At 47.4% G+C, this 20,435-nt stretch carries 14 protein-coding genes; 2 read left to right on the forward strand and 12 right to left on the reverse strand.

From position 1 onward, the window contains the following. Positions 1-36: 36 nt before the first annotated feature. Both K6T91_01940 and K6T91_01945 read right to left on the reverse strand, forming a co-directional pair. Positions 37-2,373 carry an Ig-like domain-containing protein gene (locus K6T91_01940; GenBank protein MCL6471554.1) on the reverse strand — a complete coding sequence of 779 codons (2,337 nt, stop codon included), beginning with the start codon at positions 2,371-2,373 and terminating at the stop codon, positions 37-39. A 4-nt stretch (positions 2,374-2,377) separates the two neighbouring features. Further along, the gene (locus K6T91_01945) at positions 2,378-3,211 is read right to left on the reverse strand and encodes a tetratricopeptide repeat protein (GenBank protein ID MCL6471555.1); all 834 of its coding nucleotides are present in this window, start codon (positions 3,209-3,211) and stop codon (positions 2,378-2,380) included. 336 nt (positions 3,212-3,547) lie between these two features. On the opposite strand from K6T91_01945, the gene K6T91_01950 reads away from it, so the two are divergent. Further along, complete coding sequence (locus K6T91_01950) at positions 3,548-4,618, forward strand: NapC/NirT family cytochrome c (protein ID MCL6471556.1); 1,071 nt, start codon at positions 3,548-3,550, stop codon at positions 4,616-4,618. After that, positions 4,615-5,757: a NapC/NirT family cytochrome c gene (locus K6T91_01955; protein ID MCL6471557.1), complete on the forward strand. Its 1,143-nt coding sequence runs from the start codon at positions 4,615-4,617 to the stop codon at positions 5,755-5,757. The genes K6T91_01950 and K6T91_01955 overlap by 4 nt, the downstream gene beginning before the upstream one ends. 91 nt (positions 5,758-5,848) lie before the next feature. Here the strand turns inward: K6T91_01955 and K6T91_01960 are convergent, their stop codons facing one another. The 10 genes from K6T91_01960 to K6T91_02005 form a co-directional block, all read right to left on the reverse strand. Beyond that, positions 5,849-6,745 (reverse strand): hypothetical protein, encoded by an 897-nt coding sequence (locus tag K6T91_01960; GenBank protein ID MCL6471558.1) that lies wholly within the window; start codon positions 6,743-6,745, stop codon positions 5,849-5,851. Between the two features lie 394 nt (positions 6,746-7,139). Then, positions 7,140-7,772: a hypothetical protein gene (locus tag K6T91_01965; GenBank protein MCL6471559.1), complete on the reverse strand. Its 633-nt coding sequence runs from the start codon at positions 7,770-7,772 to the stop codon at positions 7,140-7,142. A gap of 12 nt (positions 7,773-7,784) precedes the next feature. Beyond that, positions 7,785-8,627: a c-type cytochrome biogenesis protein CcsB gene (ccsB, locus tag K6T91_01970; protein MCL6471560.1), complete on the reverse strand. Its 843-nt coding sequence runs from the start codon at positions 8,625-8,627 to the stop codon at positions 7,785-7,787. A gap of 38 nt (positions 8,628-8,665) precedes the next feature. Next, positions 8,666-10,195 carry a B12-binding domain-containing radical SAM protein gene (locus K6T91_01975; GenBank protein ID MCL6471561.1) on the reverse strand — a complete coding sequence of 510 codons (1,530 nt, stop codon included), beginning with the start codon at positions 10,193-10,195 and terminating at the stop codon, positions 8,666-8,668. A 104-nt stretch (positions 10,196-10,299) separates the two neighbouring features. Continuing rightward, complete coding sequence (locus K6T91_01980) at positions 10,300-11,229, reverse strand: hypothetical protein (protein ID MCL6471562.1); 930 nt, start codon at positions 11,227-11,229, stop codon at positions 10,300-10,302. A gap of 2 nt (positions 11,230-11,231) precedes the next feature. Then, complete coding sequence (gene ccsA, locus K6T91_01985; GenBank protein MCL6471563.1) at positions 11,232-12,065, reverse strand: cytochrome c biogenesis protein CcsA; 834 nt, start codon at positions 12,063-12,065, stop codon at positions 11,232-11,234. Beyond that, positions 12,062-13,480, reverse strand: a complete 1,419-nt coding sequence (locus K6T91_01990; GenBank protein ID MCL6471564.1) for a cytochrome c biogenesis protein ResB — start codon at positions 13,478-13,480, stop codon at positions 12,062-12,064. The genes ccsA and K6T91_01990 overlap by 4 nt, the downstream gene beginning before the upstream one ends. 78 nt (positions 13,481-13,558) lie before the next feature. Further along, complete coding sequence (locus K6T91_01995; GenBank protein ID MCL6471565.1) at positions 13,559-16,699, reverse strand: cytochrome c3 family protein; 3,141 nt, start codon at positions 16,697-16,699, stop codon at positions 13,559-13,561. Between the two features lie 237 nt (positions 16,700-16,936). Then, complete coding sequence (locus K6T91_02000) at positions 16,937-18,100, reverse strand: cytochrome c biogenesis protein ResB (GenBank protein MCL6471566.1); 1,164 nt, start codon at positions 18,098-18,100, stop codon at positions 16,937-16,939. Positions 18,101-18,122: 22 nt separating this feature from the next. Then, positions 18,123-20,435: hypothetical protein (locus K6T91_02005; protein MCL6471567.1), on the reverse strand; the 2,313-nt coding region annotated here is incomplete at its 5' end.

Genomic DNA, 20,435 nt, shown 5'->3' on the forward strand with positions numbered 1-20,435 from the left:
TCCAAGGCGGATTCTGCTATCATTAGCCTTTTGACCTTAATCAACGACCCTGACCGGAATAACCACTGGGCTTGCTTCGACGTTGCCACCGTTATCTGTGGCCTGTGCTCTTATCTCGTAGTTGCCGCGCTTCTTCTGAGCAAAAACCCAGTGGTAAGACCAAGTTGCTTCTTTACTGCCTTTGCCCTTGGTTATATCTGCTTTGACCCAGGTCTCCTCACTCTGCCATTCTCCACCGTTCCAGTAGGTGTTGTTAGATTTGTCGACGATTGAAACCTCCACGCTTACTACTCCTGCGTTATCGTTTGAGAAACCATAGATCGTGCATGATGATCCTGAAATATCGCTGGCACCGGTTGGGGTAAGGATTGCTGTTGTCGGGGCGACAAGGTCGTTGGCCGCAATAATGGTGACCATTGTGAGATTAGTTACCGGAGCCATTATCTGATTATTAACTAGATCGATACGTGCGTTGCCAATGGGCTTCCACTTTTTCTCCTGCTCGTTATAAAATACGAGGCGCAGGGTGGTTGGGTCTGGCATCTCATCCCGGCGATATTTCATGGTAAGCATTACGGGAACGCTAAAAGTCAAATCTTTTGGGATAAACTTATAAACCGGACTATATCTTATCAGCCCGTTTGTGCTCGGTACCTCTTGGTCCTCTCTTAGCTCATCGATAGTTATCTCGGTGTCTTGGGATAGCGCTCCCTCAGGTATCTCTATAGAGACTGAAAGGTTGCCACCACCGAGCGTTCCTCCTGATTTGCCAACCGAACCTTTAAATGTCGCCTTATATGAGCCAGATGTCGTAAATTCCCACGAATAGCTGGCAGCCAAGGAGTTTCCAGCTATGTCTTTGATTCCTTTAGTTAGATAGACTCTATAGTTAGTTCCTTCATCTAGCCTCTCTCTTGGAACGAGCTTTGCGGTCTTTGATTTTGCATCATAAGATAGGTCTGCCGCAATCCATCTTGAACTCTGCATGATATAGAAAGTTGACCCCTGTTTTGTGCCGTCATTTTTAAAGCTAGAGGAATCCATTGCCTCATAAAAAACAACGCCTATGCTTGAGCCCGGTAGCACTTTTGTCGCGTTAGGAGAGGGAAAAATGTGCTTAGTAACCGGCGGTTTTGTATCAAGCGTGATACTATCCGAAGCGCGATAGGTGTTTTGGGTATCGTCTTTAAACTGGGCGCTCACTATTTTTTCTCCGTCACCCCCAGGCAGGGTGACGGTCTTAACCGGTGCAAAGGGCTCCCAATTGGTCCAGGTTTTACCATCATCAGGACTAAAACGCATCTGGGTTGCACCGGTTATGTCGATATTGACATTTACCTCTTTTTTATTGGTATAAGCTGCAGCATTTTCGATGTAAATATTGCCGATCGGGCAAACATTATCGACTGCAATCGCATCCTGGGCGCCCATTACCTCACGGTTCCCAGTAACATCGGTTGCACGAGCAAAGATTTGAAATCCCTGGCCATCACTTGTTGGAAGCGACCAGGGATAACTCCAGGTGGCAGACGGGCTTCCTGCACCAGAAATTATAGATGCCGGATTCCATACTTCATCTTTAACCCAGCTGCTACCGTTCCACCAGGTGTTATCATAAGTTCTTAAAATGGCCACCTCGACCGAGCCAACTCCGAGGTCATCTTGAGCGATGCCGCTGATGGAGCAGGAGTCGCCAGAAATATTGCCTATCCCGGTTGGGTTGAGGATCACAGTGTGCGGTTTACTATCAAGAGTAAGAACATCAAAGCTTACATTATCGAACCAGACTAGAGTCTGCGCGTCGGGCATGTTGCCGTTTTCAGCAGCCGCACCGGTACGTATCGCGTAGATTCCCGTTTGGTCTATATATTGAGTTATATCAAGCGATTGAACTGTCCAGACATTGTCGTTGGATACCCATTCGTCAGTCCAGATGTTGACCGCTGTGCCATCTGGCTTAATAAGGTTAACATAGGCTTTTTGTTTAAGTGGTGTGATGCCGAACCAGTTTTTCTTAAACGCAAACTCGACTTTAGCTCTGCTTCCTGCCGTAACTAGAAGGGCAGTGCGCTTAGTCAAATAAGCTTCACCCTTGCCTCTTCTTCCTGCAGTGGAAAAGCGCAGGCTACCACTATCGCTGTAGCCAGAAATATCCCGACCTACACTTATTCCTTGATAGGCCTTTGTCAGCTTCCACCCAGAGAGATTCTTTTCAAAGTTACCATTTAGCATGATTTGATCGGCAAGTGCAGTAGAAGGTAAAAGAAGTAATGCCAGGATAAAAGTTGCAGGTAGGATAATAAGTTTTAGTTTTACTGCAATTGAAAATATACTGGTTATTCTGTTGGCCGGCAAAGCGGTTCTAACCTGCACCGGATCAGCTCCGTCTCTGCGGTGTTTGGATCTGCCCACCGATCTTTGTCTCAAGCATTCTTAGGGTTTGATTATCAGGGTCTATAGCAAGACCGGTTGCGATAATCTCCTTAGCCTGTGCAAAGTCGTTTTGTCCTATATAGATACCCGCCATTTCAGCTAGTACATTGGCTCTAGTTTTATCGGCAGGCGGAAGCAGTTTAAGCACATTCTTCCACTCATTGACCGCATCGGCATATAGTTTGGCCTTTGTATAAGCGCGTGCGAGCTCTATGTGGAAAAGAACCACATTCGGTGCCGCCTGTGTAGCCCGGATAAGGTAAGTGATGCCCTCTTTTTCTCTGTTTGTGTGCTCAAGCAATACACCTGTTTTGTAAAGAGTTTCCGCGTCATCCGGCTTGATTTTTAAGATTGCCTGATACTGGTCGTAAGCTTTTTTATTGTCTCCGGTCAGAAGATACACAGAGGCTAACATCTCGCGCAGCTTTAAGTTGTTCCCATCGGCCTCAACAAGCTTCTCCAAACCGGGCACAATATCTTTATATTTGCCCTTGTTGTATGCGGCGACTATTTCTGATTCGCTTGTTAAATTCCTTTTAGCCTTATGACTTGTATGGCTGTTTGTAGAACCCTTGGGCAAAAAATATGTGGCGAGGGCGATTACTAAAATAGCAAGGATAGCAGAGGCTGCAATTATGAGGACTCTTTTTGTCTTATCACCTATCCTGGGGAGTTTTTGCAAAAACTTCTCCAGAGAATTGTTGGAGAACCTATCTAGGAAGTCATCTGAAGGGTTGTCTAAAAAATTATCTTCTTGATCGGTTGTACGCCTGGCCAACGCGATACCCCCAAACATGGCTTAATTTGCTTCATAGCGTACATATTATATCAGATGCAAGAAACTAGAAGCCAGAGGCAGGATACGAGCCAACCCCCGGTAACCTGGATATAGCCTGATAAAATCTGCAGTCTAGCTTTATGTAACTCATTGAATTATACTATTAAATTGTCTAGAACCGTTACCTGTTTGCGCTTAAAAATAGGCCGATTTTTGGGCCCGCATACAGAATTCGGCGGCTGGAACAAACCACATAAACAGTTACTCCGACTCCTGATACCCGGCTTCTGGATTCTTAATGGATTCTTAATTATAAAATTGGTGGTATTTTATAAAGTGACATTGCCTAAATCCTTGATGGCATTGCTGACAAAGATAAACGATACACACTTGGTTATCGCTGCCCTTTGTTTATCCCTTGTTTTAACCGTAATCCTGCTGCTTGTTTCACGGGATTTACTAAGGAAGTTAGGCATAACCAAGATATATAGATTGCCTGTTCCGATTTTTGCGCTGCTTGTTTTTTTAGTGCTGCTATTCTTTTCATCGGTATCGTCGCACCCGGTGTTCTGTCAAGCATGCCATCCTATGAGGGTTGCTGCAAAAGAACTTAGCGCCTCAAGCCACAGCAGCGTTAAATGCACAGCTTGCCACAAGAAGTCGTACCTTACGGCCATGCCTATCCAGAAACTAGAGCAGGCCGGTATGATCTTTAGTTACTTAACCGGTAACTACAAGAAGCCTATTACGGCAAACGTTGATAATGATGCGTGCCTTACCTGCCACAAAGATTTAAGGCGCGGGATTGTCACTAGATTTAAAGTCATGATGAGCCATCGCGAGGTAATTGACGCAGATATCCGCTGTACCGAGTGCCATGAACTGGTGGCACATCAAAACAAAACGGGCAAGAAGAGCATCTCTTTAATGGAAAAATGCAGCGGTTGCCACAACGACAGGGAGGCCTCGTCAAGGTGTCAGACCTGCCATTTAGGAAAAGTATGGCTTGGCATGGAGCCCTATCGGACTTGGGGCATCGCCCACGGCGATAATTGGCAAAAAATTCACGGCTCCAGAAGTCTCTATTTATGCAAGAGTTGCCACCTTGAAAAGGATTGCCAGCGGTGCCACTCAACAGTTCCGCATCCTGAGGGTTGGGCATATATCCACGGTGAGGATGCAAAGGAAAATCCGGGTGACTGCCGTGTCTGCCATAAACAAGAGAAATTTTGTATGCAGTGCCATCGCATAAAAATGCCCCACCCGCAGACATTTATTGTCGTACATAAATGGGAAGTGGAAGTTTCCGGCAAGAATGTATGCCTGTCATGTCACTTTGAAAAGGATTGCCAGCGCTGCCATGACCAGCATGTGCACAAGAACGAGGTTATAGGGAAGAAAAAGTGAGGCAACCAAGCTTTAGCGAACTCCTACAGCATATAATAGCTGTAATAAGACAACCTGAGCTGCATATGAGAGAGGTTCCTATTCTTGTTGGCTTAGGTATCTTGCTGATATTTATTATCCTTGTTCTCGTAGCGATAATATTTGTTCGCCCGGTTAAGCAGACTCCTAAACCGGTTGAAGTGAAAGAGCTAAGGTTACAGATCAGGAAAAGATTAATTGCTATTTTGGTACTGGGTACAGCGGTAATTTTCTTGCTGGGCGTTTTCTCGGCTTACTCGGCAAAGACGGATTTCTGCACGAGCTGTCATGAAATGAAGGCTGCCTACGAAAAATCTACTTCTACGGTTCATAAAAAGGTAAGGTGTGTATCATGTCACCAGCAGCCAGGCATAGTCGCCGCTTTCACCGGTAAACTAGAGCTTGTCGACATGCTTGCTTCTAAGGCAGGTCTTTGGGGGAATGTGGTCTCGGCGCAAGTATCAAACGAGGCATGCTTAACCTGCCACTCGGATGTTTTAAAATCGGTTGTTGTTAGCAGAACGATAAGGATGAAGCATAAGGAGCCGCTTGATGCTGGCTACAGATGTATCGACTGCCACTTTTCCAAGGGGCTTTTTCATGTAGAGAAAAGACAGCTCGATGACTTTGGAATGAGCCGCTGTGTCGACTGCCACAATGAGAAGAAGGCTTCGGCTAATTGTAGCACATGTCATACCGATAGAGGGGGAGCTAAGCAAAGTCTTAACCGTGACGAATATCCGATGGTCAGCTTACCGGATAAGATATCGTGTAAGAATTGCCACCTGGCAAGTAGCTGCCTGGAGTGCCATACACTCCAGCTGCCTCACTCTGAGGATTGGACCAAAAAATCCCACGCACTTGAAGCTTTTACCGAAAAAAAGCTCTGCTTTGAGTGCCATGACGAGGCGATATGCGGAAAATGCCACCAGGACTCGCCTCATGGCGATGATTGGGTAAAGGGACACAAAGAAGCGGTAAAGGCATCGCCGGCATGGTGCTCCGGCTGCCACAAGCCAGATTTTTGCCTCATTTGCCATACGGATACGGCAGGATATGGGCTACAAAGAGAGCTACCAGCTCCAAAAACTTCTCCAAAAGAGAACGCCGGTATGCCTTAATAAAGTAATGCCTCGTTTTAGAGGCATTACTTTATGACTAATTATTTTACTGATTCATAAATCCCCTTGCTGCGTTACGGCAGTTCTTACGTTACGGCAATGCCGCTGTGTTGTGGCAGTTTATGCATGCTGCATCCAGATAGTTTTTATCCGTACCGCTTTGGCTTGCTCCTGATACCAGCATGCTCGGTGCCGCACCGCTGTGCGGGAAACTGCCGCCTTCTGCGGGATGGCATTGCCTGCAATTAGGCCCTTTGTTTATTTCATCTTTAGGGTTCACGTCCAGCGCAAACCCACTTCCGTCGAGCGACGTTGAAGTTTCGGACGAGTCGTGGCTGTAAGCTGTTATGGCTGTTGTGCCCGTCCAGGCCTGCTTGCTAGTTTTGTGAGAGCCCAAGTTTGCATTGTGGCAGGCTGAGCACCACGCGGCAAGCTTTTGCGGTGTCTGACGCGTTGATGTATCGATCAGGCTTGGATTATAGAAAAGGTAGTTCTTACCTGGATTTGGATCGGCTTTTAAGAGCTTAGATGTTCCGACATCCGCAAGTATTACAACGCTATTATTATGCACTGAATGGCAGCTGTCACAACCCCAATTACTCTGTGATATGGAAAATGCGGTAGGGGTAGTATCATCCGGAGCTACGAGCGGCTCGGGTGCACCTGCGTTGATGCCGTGCCCATTCGCATTCATGCTCACTTTTTTAGTGGCGAGTCCTGTGCTGGGGTTATGGCAGAAATCACACGCTTCGCTTGCGGTATTAGATCTGGTCAACACATATGAACCAGTTGCCAGGTGAACTGCATGGCACTCTTTACATTTATTTGTTGTAGTAGTGTAACCCCCATGTGGGCCTTGCGGGTAACCGTTTGCCACTGTGTATTGAAGCGGATCGTTATAACCGGCGGCAAAGACTGCGGCCGGTGCCAGCAATAGAATAACTAGAGCTAAAAGAGAAAAAATCAATCCTTTTTTCGTAAAGCCCATACCAACCTTCTTTTCCTAGCTTCTGGACGATGCTGTTTGTGAAAATTAAGCGTTAGTTTTGTAAAAAATTAGCTTTGCCAGTTATTTACATTATACTAACAAGCTTATTTGCAGGTCAAGCATTGGATAGCGGATTATGGTTGCGCTATGCATTACTGCTGTGAGGATGAACTTTAATCTACTTCAACAGGATGACTTCCTGCATATACCTTTATGAGCCTGTCAAATGTATTAGCTTGTACAAAAAACCCTTGATGAATCCTTAAAACGCTCCTGTTAGTAAATTTTATCATAATAAAAGGTAACCAATCAAGCACTGCAACGAGCTAATAAACGAACAACTATCTGGGAAATGTGCAATTTCTATGGGTATTAGCAAACAATCATTGGCCTTTTAATGCGGTTTTAGCTTCACAGTATCCAGAATCCGGTACATAATTTCCCGGTTGGTATCAGTCTTTTCGGTGGTGGAGGTGATGGTTATCCAATATACGTAACTACTGGTCGATGTAACATATTGGGTCTTATTGAAGACGCTGTTTTTCACCTTGTATTCCATGCTTATTTCAAGGCCGTTCTTGCCATCGATCTTATACGGCCTAGTGGATACAATTTTTGTTCCGGGGTATAAGGTTTCGTAGCTGCTGCGTATCTCCTTTTCGACCGCCTTGTAATCCAGAGGGGCTTTAAAATTGTTTTCTTTAACGACGTAGACCAGGAAAGTTTTCCTGAGCCCATCGGTAAAAACTTTCAAAACCTTGCTATCTCCAGCTTTATACCCGGCCTCTTCTGGTTTTACCTGCATCCAGCTTCTGGGATGGCTGAAAGAAATATAGCTATCTGAGTATTTCTTTGGAAGCTGAACCTGGCTGGCTGTCGGATAATAGATATAGTAGGCTGTCAGAGCCACGGCCAAAGCGACGCCGGCAACCAGGAAAAAGGGAAAGTACTTTTTGATTATTGGGTTTTTAATGCGGGCAATTTTCTCGCCCCAGTAGCTTTTCGGGCTACAAAAGGCGACTGACAAATAAATTTCCCCCTAACTGAGCCTGCTTAGGATATGAAATGTTTGTGTTAAGTAGGCGACGCCCCAAAAATTAATGATAATACTTATAGTAGCTATTATAGCAAACCAGGAGGCACGGCGTCCCTTCCATCCATAAGAAAACCTGGTATGCAGGTAGATCCCATAAATAAGCCAGCTAATGAGCGACCAGGTTTCTATTGGGTCCCAGTTCCAATAGCTTCCCCATAGATGATTGGCCCAGATAGAGCCGGTAATTATCATTATAGTTGACGTTATATAGCCAAAAATGATAAAGCGAAAACTCAAGTCGTCCAGAACCTCGGGTGCTGGAAGCTTGTTTAATCCGGAAGTGCCCGCACCGTATCCCGCACGAAGCCCTCTTTCTTTAAAAAGGTAGAGAACTGCCAGACCAAAAGCTACAAGCATCGATACTACGGTAAGTTGCGAAAAAGTTGCATGTGCATACAACCAGATGCTTCTAAGCTGTGGAGTCAGCGGGCCGATCTTGGGGCCAGACATGACGCCGGCGCCAAGAATTATAAGGGCGATTGGGGCAATTGCGACACCGAACGGACGCAGGTTTTTAATCTTAAACTGCAGCCATACGTAAATCAATATCATTAGCCAGGGGGTGGTTAGCGAACCCTCATACTTACTGGTTAACGGAAGATGCCCGACCGCTAACGTTCGCGAAATAATTGCGATAGTGAGGGCTGCTGCGGCCGCTACGGTTAGCCAGTAGGCCACCCCGATCGGGCGAGTCCTCCTAAAGGATATGCCGCCTGCAAATAAGCTCGATGCTATGGCAAGTAAAATAACTGTTATCCAGAAAAACACTGTTTCAATTCCAGTCATAACCAAGCTCCCTAAAAAGCTTCGGTGTTGGCTGCTTTCTACGGCCTGCGGCAACTATAATCCATCGTCTCATAGTTTTCAAGACGGACATCGGGAATTTCGCTGGTCAGGATTGTAGCTAAAGCCTCAGGGGGCATCTCGCCAAGGCCTTTCATCTGCTCTTTAAGATAAGAGTGCTCTGTAAGAAGCCTGGTAACTTTGACCATATAGTTGCGTTTGAAAGGCGATAGCAAATCCAATTGCTTTAGCTTATCTATATAGAACTCACGAAAGGCTTGCATTAGTGCAGCCGAGAACTCATCAAGATTCATTGCCAAAGGCTTGACGACCGGCTCAACGAGGTTATACTTGCGATAATCCTGTGTCACAATATGCTCTTTTACTTCTGGGTAGAGGTTAGAGTAAGGCCAGGGGGCAATCGCCAGAAAAAAGGCAAGGTCGGGATTATAGTGTTTGGCAAGACTAACGGTATTGGCAATGGAATTCGAAGTTTCCTCCGGCATTCCCAGGACAAAGGCAGTTTCAGATATTATATCGGCTTTGTTGATAAGCTCAATTGCCCGGCGGGATTGCTCGGCTTTTATATTTTTATTCCATCGGTCAAGGGTTTCCTGGGAGCCTGATTCCACACCGACGTATATATGACTGATTCCAGCACGTCTGTATTTGTCCATTATTGCCTCGTCGCGAAGGATGTCATCGGCGCGTGTCTCCATCAGAATGTCAACTCCGACATTTCGCTCTATTATAAGGTTAAGGATGCGCTCCCACCTTGCGCGGTTTAGCGTCGGCACCTCGTCGGTTATCATCGCAACATCAACCCCAAAGCTATCGCGCAAGAACTCAAGCTCGGCAACAACACTTTGCGGGCTTCGGGCGCGCCACTTGCGTGCCCAGAAAAGCTGCTGCGAGCAAAACGTGCAGGCTTGAGTACATCCCCTGGATGTTTGCATAACGGCAAGAGTGGAGTTATCTTTTGTACGGAAAGTGTAAAGTGGCCAGTCCAGCAAATCCCACGCTCCTGAAAGCGAGTCAAGGTCGCGGATAAACGGGCGCGGGGGTGTTGCCACCGGCCGGCCGTTTTCCACATAAGCGATGCCGGCCACTTTAGTAGGATTGCCTTTTGCAAAGGCAGCGGCAAGAAGCTCGGGCAGCGTCTCCTCACCCTCGCCGCGCACAATAAAATCAACCGCATCTGCATCATTGGTTAGTATCTCATCCCAGCAAAAGGTCGGGTGAACACCGCCCAGAATAGTTATAATTCTGGAGTCGATATTTTTAGCAAGCTTTAATACCTGGATGGCGTCGATCACGGTTGCTGTATATGCGGTTGAACATACCGCAGCAGGCTTCTCGGCCTCAATACGCTCCCTGATAGCATTGTAATCGTCAAAGCGACTCATTGCATCGTGGATGGAAGGTTCATAGCCTGCCTTTCTTAGAGCACCGGCTATATAAACAAAGGGTAGCGGAAGCCAGACCCCGGCGGATTCCAGCACACCGCAATGGTAAGGCGGGGTTACCAGTAGGACCTTTTTAGAGGATTGGTTGAGCTTAAACTCCAGCAAAATCACCCCGCAATTTTTCGTGCTTATATGATTATATGCGGGCAGCAAAAGGTAATCAAATGCCTGGATTCTATAAAGAGGTGCGGCTTATGTTTTGTTGCGGGCTATTTAAGGGTAACTGTTTTCATGATAGATTCGGGCATCCCGGAGCTGTCTTCGTGTCCCTCGGGGGCGGTTGAAAATGTAAGCCAGTAAATTCGGGATTTGCCGATGTGGGCATATTGTACTTTTTTTATACCGGTTTTTTCACCAAATGTGTAACTCATGTTAACTTTTAGCCATTTTTTGCCTTTGACCTTTACAACATCAGTTCCGGTGACTTTGGTCCCAGGATAAAGCTCCCCGTATTGTTGTTTTATCTCATTGCTGAGAACTTTATAATCAGCTTCCAGTCCCGTATTGTTGGGGCTTACAACTACCACGATCTCTGTTTCTTTTCTGTCCGGGTCGGTAAGCGTTACAAATTCCAGGTTGCCGCCGGTTTGGTAACCGGATTTTTTAGGAGAGACGGGCTCGAAGTTTTCAGGGTATGAAAAAGAGATATAGCGCCCGTTAAATTTCTTGTTTAAGGGGGTCTCCGACCTGGTGACATTTAGTTTATCGATGAGCCACTTCTTATTTCTTACAAGCTCATAGCGCACCTCATAATATATCTTTAGCGGACTTTGGCCCGAATCTTGGTCGTCTTCATATCTGTAGAGCCACCACTCGCGTGTTTTGACATAGCCCTTATCCTTTTTTGACTTGCTCTCTACAAATTCTAGTCGCTCAAGCTTTGCCCGAATTGGCTTTCCTTGCTGTTCCTGATACTCGATATAGCTCTCTATGCGGTGATATTCGGTTGGCGAGACGATGCTGGATAGGTTCTTAAGGTCTTTAGATTCAAAGGCAACGGGGATAAGACGGTTGTATGTTTGGACTGCATTTTCGAGTGCTCTCTCGTGTTTATTGCCACAGCCTGTAAGTGTAAATACAAAACCAACCACAAGGGCAAATAGCAAGATAACCATGATGGGTAGATTTCTATAACGCATGGCTACCTCCCGAACTCGGTGTGAATTGTGCCTGGCAGATAGGGAATTCCGAAATATGCAACAGCTACAAAGATTATTGCGGCAAGTGAAAACATAGCAGCCCTCTGCCCGTGCCAGCCGAGGGTTCTTCTTAAGTGCAGGTACACGCCGTAGACAATCCAGGTGAAAAGCGACCAGGTTTCAACAGGGTCCCATCCCCAGTAGCGACCCCATGATTTGTTGGCCCAAAATGAGCCGGCGATGATCATTACCGCAAGCATAAAAAAACCGAAGATGGTAAAGCGGTAAATCAGGTCGTCCATTACGCCGAGCGGCGGTAATCGGTCGAAGAATCCTGCCGCTGAGCCAGCCGCTTCAAGCCTTCTCTTTACCAGGTAAAATGCTGCAAGCGCACTTGCGATGATAAACGAGCCAAATGAAAGTTTTGCAAAGGTAACGTGGACGACCAGCCATAGGCTATCAAACGTCGGCGGGAAGTAGCCCCTCGAATCCGGAAACGTGACTGCCGCGCCCATTACCAGGAGAGCTACCGGCGCAACAATGAGGCCAGCTGCTCGGATTCTTGGGTAGACCAGCTGGGATATCAAAAAAAAGGCGACGATTATCCAGGCGTCAGATACCCAGACCTCATATTTGAGTAGGTATGGCCCATGGCCAAGCCTTATCCAGCGAAGGATAAGCGATGCAGAATGGGGGATAAGCCCTAATGCGGTTATAAGCGTTGCCGGGAGCACAAGTCTTCCGCGCTTAAAAGCGATGGCGATGCCGTATAGCGAGGTGGCGCAGACATATGCAGCCACTGCGAACCAGAATAGAATTGCTTCTGCGTTTATCACTCTTTAACGACCCCTAATGCCGATTTTAGGTCAGCAGCAAAAGACACAAGCTCTTCCCTAAAACTGGCCTTGTACTTGTTGGAATTGCCGGCAACATGTATCGTTGGTTTATCACCAGTCTGTATGATAATTGAGATTCTTTTCTCGTTCAAGAGAGATAGTAACCCCAGAGAGATAAGGCCGAGCCAGAAACCGGCAAAGATGATTGGCCGGCCTTTATCTATCACGATGTTATAGCTTGACCAGTATTTAGCATCCTCGAATGTTAGTCGGTACCCTTCAAATTCGGCGGTTTGTCCAAGTAAGAGCCGGCCATGGTAGAGGGTTCTTTTGTCTTTGAGGATTTTAAGGTCGAGCGCCGGGTTTCTTATCTTCCAAGCAGCCCCGCTGCCTTCTTTTCTCCAGGCAGGGTTAGGCAGGAGTCTGCCTTCAAATGAAACCCCAGCGTCCGAAATATCGTGCTTTGCAACAAGCGGTTTTCCGATCTCTTTAGGTTTATCAAAAAGGAAAAATGATGAAGAAATTGGTTCACCTTTGGTATTCGATAATGAAAGGAGAGCGGATATGCCGTTTATCTGCCCTTGGTATATTAATACACCTTGATAGGAACCCGGTTTGCTAACCCATATGTCGGTGTCAGTTCTCTCCCAGCCGTTGCTGAAAGCAATGGTGCTGTAGAAGTTTTTTGGCTCACCGGTTGATAGGTATACCGGTGTAAACCTGACAAGTTTGATTTCAAAACTCCGGTGTGCATTATTAAAAAGAGGCCCCTTCTCAAATATTTTGATATAGTTTGCACTGTCCTCAATTGCTATCTGGCTTTCGGTAAGCTCAAGAATGCCTGAGAAGCGGGTCAAACCGGTTATTGCGCCGCCAAGGAATATCAGGATCAGGGCAAAATGGAAAAGCGGACTAAACCACTCGGCAAAGCGGCCCCGAATTGCAATAAGAGCTGTGCCGGCAGTTGACTCTAACCGTTTTACTCTAAAAAGACGCTTCTTAAGAAGTGCGGTGATTTTATCTTCTGCAGCCTGTGGCTCTGCGTCAATTAGGTCGATCTTAAAATACGTTTTTGAAGCCTTAAGGCTGTCAAGCCCAATACTGCACTCCTTTTTGCGTGCAGAAAGTAAATTGTACGTCCGTTGAAGTGTGCAGGCGGTAGTGTTTATAAAAAGTGCTGAGCACAGAAAGATAAACAGCCATGAGGTATAGATGTTTGTCAGGCCTATTTTTTCAAATAGTAGAGCCCAGAAGGGATGCGATGCCTTCCAGCTTAAGTAGACGCTTAAGTTACCGCCATAGTGCTGTGGGATAAAGCGCGAGATAATAACAAGCACTCCGAGAAAGCCGAGGAGCCATACGGCAAGCTTTCTTGATAGGGTAAGTCTCCAGGTACTGTTGAGGAATTGAGCCAACGGTGTTCATCCCCGCTTTCTTCCGCTTTAAGTCTAACAGTGCGGGATTAGCAAGTCAAAGAGACCGGTGTTTGCCAATTAATTTGAAAGTATGTTGTCATGGACCCATTCGCCACACCCGTAATCACCGCTAGGGGAACCTGAGTTTGTTCCGCAATTGTTCTCTGAGTATAAATGGTTGCTTGGGTGGATAAATCGGTTTATTTGGGGTCTGGATGCGGCACCCCATTGGCCGTTCCAGTAAGGTTGGCCTGGCGCACCTGCTTGGTATCCCGCAGTAGCGATAAGGTGCTCCTTGTTCATGCCATGAGGTATACGGCTATGGCAAGTCGTGCACGTTACAATGTGGGTCGAACCGTCAATTGTATATGAGGTTCCATATTTATGCTCATACATTACATGCAGATTCATGTATCCGTCCGTATAGCCGGTGCTGTTGGCAGAGCCGTTGCCAGCATACGTATTCCATGCGTGGCATAAGAAGCAGAGCGCAAAGCTTCCGTTCGCACCTTGGCCTGAAATATCGAGGTTGGATAAGGTATTTTCATCTGGGTTGTATTTTGCCTTTAGCAACCATTTGTTAGTTGAGCCATGTGGCCCACGGGTTATCATCGATGATGCGGTATGGCAATCTGTGCAGGTCATGCGGCTTGAGGTGGTCCAGCCGTTATTGAAGCTGCTGTTTGGTACCGTCGACAGTATCTTGCTTGCCCCAGTTACGCCGTGAAGGCTGGCGTTCCCTGGGTTAAACTCCTTGGGTATGTTTGTCTGTGTTCCGCCGCTTGGCAGACTGGGTACAGTAGTTCCGTAAGCATAGTTGGAGTGGCACTTAAAACAAAGCTGCCATTCTTCGCTTGTTGATGTGAGCACTACCCTAGAGTACGCGGTGGAAGTTGAAGGGTTTGTAAAGTTACTCACGCCTGAGTAGTTAACTGATACACCCCATACGCCAATTAGTGCCGCCCCGATTGTACTTGAGCGCACGCTATGCACGCCGGCCTGCGCGGCATGCGGATTATGGCAGTCTGTGCACTCAACATGGCGGTTGGTGCCCATGTTCCAGTTGTAAGTAGTTGAAGACGCCTCGTCTGCAAAATGTTTTCCGGCTGCGGATGCGATGGGATGTTTTGAGACGATGCTACTTGTCGTAAACTGCTCGTATACATTCTTGGCATTCGCGCTCATGTTCTTGCCGTAAATATCATCTCCAGATTCTGTGCCGCCGCTATGGCATACATAGCAGAAGTTTTCCTCAAGCGAGTTATAAGTCGATTCGACCGCTGATGCAGTCGGGCTGCCTGTTCCGCCGCTTGCAGTACCGTTGTTGGTTAAGATATACCTGTAGGTAGAGTCATGGGTCGTAAACTTTAATGTGCTTGTTTGAAAATCTTTAGTCATCGAATCGTTGTGGCACTTAACGCAATTTCCGGTATAAGTCGAGCTATCCTTTGGGTAACTCGATGTTACACCTGTTGTGTAATTATGGGTTGAGCTATTGTAACCGGCTTTGTTGAGAACCGGGGTCGAAGTGCTGTTGTCGTCCTTCTGGTTTGTTCTATCCTTCTCAAAAGAAGCCTGGCTGTGGCAGGACATACATATTCCGCCGTAGGTTTGCGAATTATCAAAGTCCGTTGCAAGGTAGGTGCTTAAATCCGTTTTGACGGGGGGCGTTTGAATCGCAGCGCGTAAATTTCGCGACCTGCCGGTTGTGTTATTTGCATTAATATCGCTTCTAAAATAGTCATGGTCTACATGACACATAAGGCATGTACGCTTGCCGTCAGCTAGATCATAGTTAGAGCCTGCTGGGCTATCCGTTGGATGGCCCGTGCTTGCCGATGCCATATAGTGGTGATAGCTTGATGTTTGCCCATGCATAGGGTTATATATGCTATCATGGCATCCCCCGCATGCCAAGCCCCCTTTTGATTCGCCGTAAGGTGTGTGAGGCTTATGGCATTTAGTGCACCCTGTTCTTGTATCGTGGTTTGGGCTTGTAACGTTAATCGAGAGTTTTATTCCCATGACGATGCTGTTACGGTTTGACTCGGTTGGCCTTGCATGGCAGACCAGGCAAACCTCATCAGTGCCGGCAGTTATCTTGCCGTCGCCATTAGGGTCAGTCCAACCGCCACCGCCCTGCGCAACAGGCTTTGTTTGATAATCGTAGAGACCGTCTGCAAGCATTTTAGAGTTGCCCTTGTTTGAAACATGAACATCGTGGCAGATTGAACAGGGTATTTTTACACCAGCGTTGTAATGCTTCCCGGCAGGGGGTGGGGACCACGTTCCACTTGATGTACTCTCATCGTAGGTGCTCGCATGTTTTGTCAGGTGGCCCGCTGTCTCTGGCGAGTAAGAATCGTCATAGTCTGCTTTGATATCCGTGCTTGCGCCGGTACCGTTATGGCACGCCTCGCACAGGTAGTTATATGCGGTATGCGAGTAGTTGTTTACGGTATCGGGGTCCTTCAAATAAGACCGGTTTAAGATCATAAAAGTGGTGCCCGCCGACAGCGTCGTTTCGTTTGAAAAATCGGGGGCAAGATGAACAGTGTGGCATACCTGGCATAAGTTGCTTGTTGTGGAAAACGTACCGTGCGGCGATGAGACGATCGGCAGAAGCCTTGATTGCAGGTTAGAGAAAGCCGCTACGGTATCGCCGCCGGATACTAATATCGCACTCTCGTTTTCAAGCCGCGAGCCGACCGTTGTGCCGACCGTTGCCGAATTCTTGATTTTATAGACGATGTAGTAAACTGAAGGTTCAGTTGTTACAGTTTGACTTACGGTAAAGCTAAAAGTCGTCGTCTCTTCACCGGATTGGAACGTCCCGGGTGATGTGGCTACCAGAGTATCCGGGGTTATGTCCGGGGCGTTAGGGCTTTGGAAGCCAGCCCTTGAATTCGTCTCTTTGTAAATCCAGACGTTTGCTATATTTGTGCTGGCGACCCCATCACCGTATTCAGCAATTTGAATAGCAGTCACTGTTATGCTTCCGCTGTCCGCCATAAGGGTGATCGCCTGCATCGGTATATAGGTCTGTCCCGACGATGCGTTTGTAGTAACCGAACCCCGAGCAACCGGCTCGGAAATAACCGTTAGCTGCGCCGCGAGCGCCGCCTGTGGCAGGATGCATATTGCCGCTGTAGCTACAAGAATCAATAATATATAGCTAATATATCTAAACCGGCTGGATGGCCATTCAGGGAGCTTCATAATGATACCTGTATTCGGTAAGTTGTTTCTATGAATAATCTACTAATCTTACTAATAGCTTTGCCACAATCCACATTCTTCCACTATGAAGTTTAGCAATCAACAGGCAGTTTTACAACTACTAAGAGGGTGGATGTAAGGTTGAGGGATTGTAAAACCATTGGTGGGTAGGGGTTTACAATTATAGGAGATAAGTAAGGAATTAAAAATTAAAATTTGAATGCAGAAGTTATCTAATTAAGATAATGGCTCTTCCATGGCACCACCCTTCATTCCCCTTAAAAGGAGGGGGAGCATTCGCCAGATGATGCTTAGCGTGGCCAGAGCAAAGCCTGTATAGACTATCCCGATACCCTTGTCTCTTACCACACCAAATTTGACCCAGTATTTTATATCTTTCAGGGTGATTGAGATATGCTCTCCTTTAAGGGTACCGCCCATCTTTAGCAGGCCCTTGATTTGTTCCTTGCCATAGCCATCGGTTACCCGGATATAAAAGGCGGGGTTTTTAGGTTCCTGGGATTTAGTCGCATAGCCTGATCCATCCTTGACGACGTCTGGATAAAACACCGCCTGGATATTAATATCTGTGTAGGGCAGCCGGTATGGAGTTTTTTCAGGCTTACCAATATTTGAGGGGAGTTTATAGTGTTGTTCGCCAACCACGTCTCCGGTTTTGTTATCAATTACACGAAGAAGGGGTGCCAGGCCGTAATTTTGCAGCGTGAGGTTTTCTCCATCAGATAATGACAGGGGTTGGTTTATCCGCACAGCGGTTTCCTTCTCGTTTTGACCATCGATGGCATAAACACTGGCTGCATAATCAACGGCTTTACCGTTTGAATCCCGGGTCACTTTGAAACCCTCAAGCGTTATGGATATTTCCCGCGTTGGGTCAAAAAGGTACGGTTTTTCTTTTAAATAGAGATAGTCACGGTTGTTAAGGCTATATATATCCCCGGTATAAGTGTCTCCCTCGGTGATGATAACCGCGCCCGTCTGCCTCGTTTGAAACGAGACGAGACCACCGGCAAATATAATGATAAAGCTGATATGGAAAAACACCGACGGCCAGAGACCCCTCTGATGCCGGTGCTCTTTGACCTCGCGATACATACGCCGGGTGGTACAGTAAAGGATTGAAGCGATGATAAATCCGAAGATATCGTAGAACCATGTTGATGAGTAGAGGTTGTTAAGACCCGTAAGCTCTACGGCCTTTACTAAAAAAGCGGGCCCTTTTTCCCACTGCATTATGTCTTCCGGTAGTGCACGCCCTTGCTGGGGGATTATACTGGCGATGGCCATAGCAAATGCCGCTACGGCCATCAATACTATTGCCAGAAACCTTGATGTTAAAAAACGCCAGATCGTTGTAAAGATCTGTTTGGCTTTTATCATCGATTTTTAAATAGTCCTTCCGTTAGTAATCCCAATTACTGTTACTAATGCTAACACCGCTGCTGTGCTGCGTGCAATCTGATAACGACGGATTAGATGCTGTGCCGGAAGTCCAGCAGCTGCCCGATAATGTTGTTGATGGTGCAGTATATCCGATTACATTAGAGCCGTTCATCAATCGCTGGCCGATCGGTGATGTACCGTAAGTGCCGACACCTTGGTTGGAACCGTGAATACCGCCAAGCCTCATGTTCTGGATAGTGCCGCCGTAGGCTCCGTGGCAGTTAAAGCACATCGGTCCAGAAGACTCATCCTGGTTGAGCCTGAACATATTTAAGCTTCCGTTTGCCATTTTGCTTGTAAGTGGGTGATCAACGCGTGAATAGCTCTTGTATGGGTCCATAGGAGCAGAATAGATATCTATATTTGGACCCAGCTGCTGGAAGCCGTATACTTTGTAGTCATGGCATTCGTAACAGAAGTTGCTTGTCCAAACACCCTGCGCTGAGTTATAGTACCGGCGAAGCATGTAGCGAGAATTAGATCCATGCGGGCCGGACGCTACGCTGCCATTAGAAATCCAGCCGTCGTCACCATGGCAATCACTACAAGTGATGAGTGAGTTCCATGCATACGGCGCTATAAAAGTCAACGGCAGCTTAGTAGCACCGCCGCCCGTTGGCGCGGTTTTCCCGGTTGCTGCCACCGGGTGGTAGCCTAGGTTACCTGGATTGAAATCCTGAACCGGGTCGGCCTGCGTGGCACCGGCTGCACCGTTTGGCCATGTCGTTGCGGGAGCCGGCCCTGTACCCCAAGCATAACTGGAGTGGCATTTAAGGCAAAGCTCATACTCAAATGTGACTGAAGGTGTTTTTGCGAAAGCGCCAGTTGCCCAATCGGTAACCGAGACGCCCCAGATTCCGGCTATAGCTGGACCAGCTTTGTTGCCGTTGGCTGGGTCGCCAACCGCGCGGTCTCCGGCCTTTGCGGCATGCGGATTATGGCAGTCCTCGCATTCTGCATGCCGATTGTTTGCCGGCATCCAACCCGGGGCTGCTTTCTCAAACTCATCCGAAGTATGTTTACCCGGCGTTTCAACCGGATGCCGATAAGCCTTTGCAAACTGGTCCTTGATGTTCTTGGCTTTGCCACTCATCAGCTGCCCGTAGATATCGTTGCCGCCGGCTCCGGTACCGCTATGGCACAGGTAGCAGAAGTTTTCCTCAAGGCCGGAATTATCTATATCTGCTGCTTCGGCGGTAGGGATTCCTGTTCCGCCGCCTGCAGTACCGTTATCTGTTAGTAAGCTCTTAAAGTTTGAATTATGATTAGCAAACTTGGGTGTGGTGCTCTGATACAGTTTATTGGTTGTGTCGTTGTGGCACTTTACGCAGTTGCCCTTAAATGCTGAGGTGTCTTTAGTAAATGTGGAGCTGGCTTGGTAGTTGTGCGCGGACGCATTGTAATCGTTTTTGTTTAAGAGCTGTGTTGTTGTGCTACCGCCGGTCTGACCATTTGTATCTTTAGTAAAGCTTGCCGCGGCGTGGCATGATAAGCATATGCCGCCACGCATTGCGTTGTTGTCAAAATCGGTCGCCATGTAGGAATTAATATCGTTCTTTGACGGCGCTGTTTGAATCTCGGCACGGAGGTTTCTTGCTCGGTTGCCGTTTGAGTTAAGATCCGGCCTGAACATGTCATGATCGACATGACACATTAAGCACGAGCGTGTCCCAGGCTGCAGCATGTAATTATTGCCCGCCGGGCTCTCTGTCGGATACACTGCCTCAGCAGTAATTACGTAGTGATGGTAGCCAGAGCTGCTCTGCATTGAATTCAGTATATTGGCATGGCAGCTTTCGCACGCTGTTCCCCCAACTGACTCGGTAGCATTTGGGGGCTGCGGATTATGGGTATTATGGCAGTCACAGCCAGTTACGGTATCGTGGTTAACTGAGCCGCCTACCGGTAGATAAGGCATCTTTATGCCCGCTATTATACTATTTCGGTTTGTTTCTGTACTCTTTGGATGGCAAACCAGGCATGCCTCAGCACCGGGGTCAATTTTACCGTTCTCATTTGGGTCAGCCCAGTTGCCTCCGGTTGGGCTTGTTGCATACGCATAAAGGCCATCCGCAAGCATCTTATAGTTGCCTTTACTTGAACCGTGCGAGTCATGGCATACCATGCATGGTATCTTCATGTGTGCGTTGTATTTCTTGCCGCTTGGCGGAGGCTTCCAGCCTATGGTCTGCGTACCCTCGCTTGAGGTTTGGTGGCCGGCGTATGGGGAATCGCTATCATAATCGGCTTTGATGTTTGTGCTCGCGCCGGT

The sequence above is a fragment of the Bacillota bacterium genome (genome assembly GCA_023511485.1).
Lineage (GTDB): Bacteria > Actinomycetota > Aquicultoria > Aquicultorales > Aquicultoraceae > CADDYS01.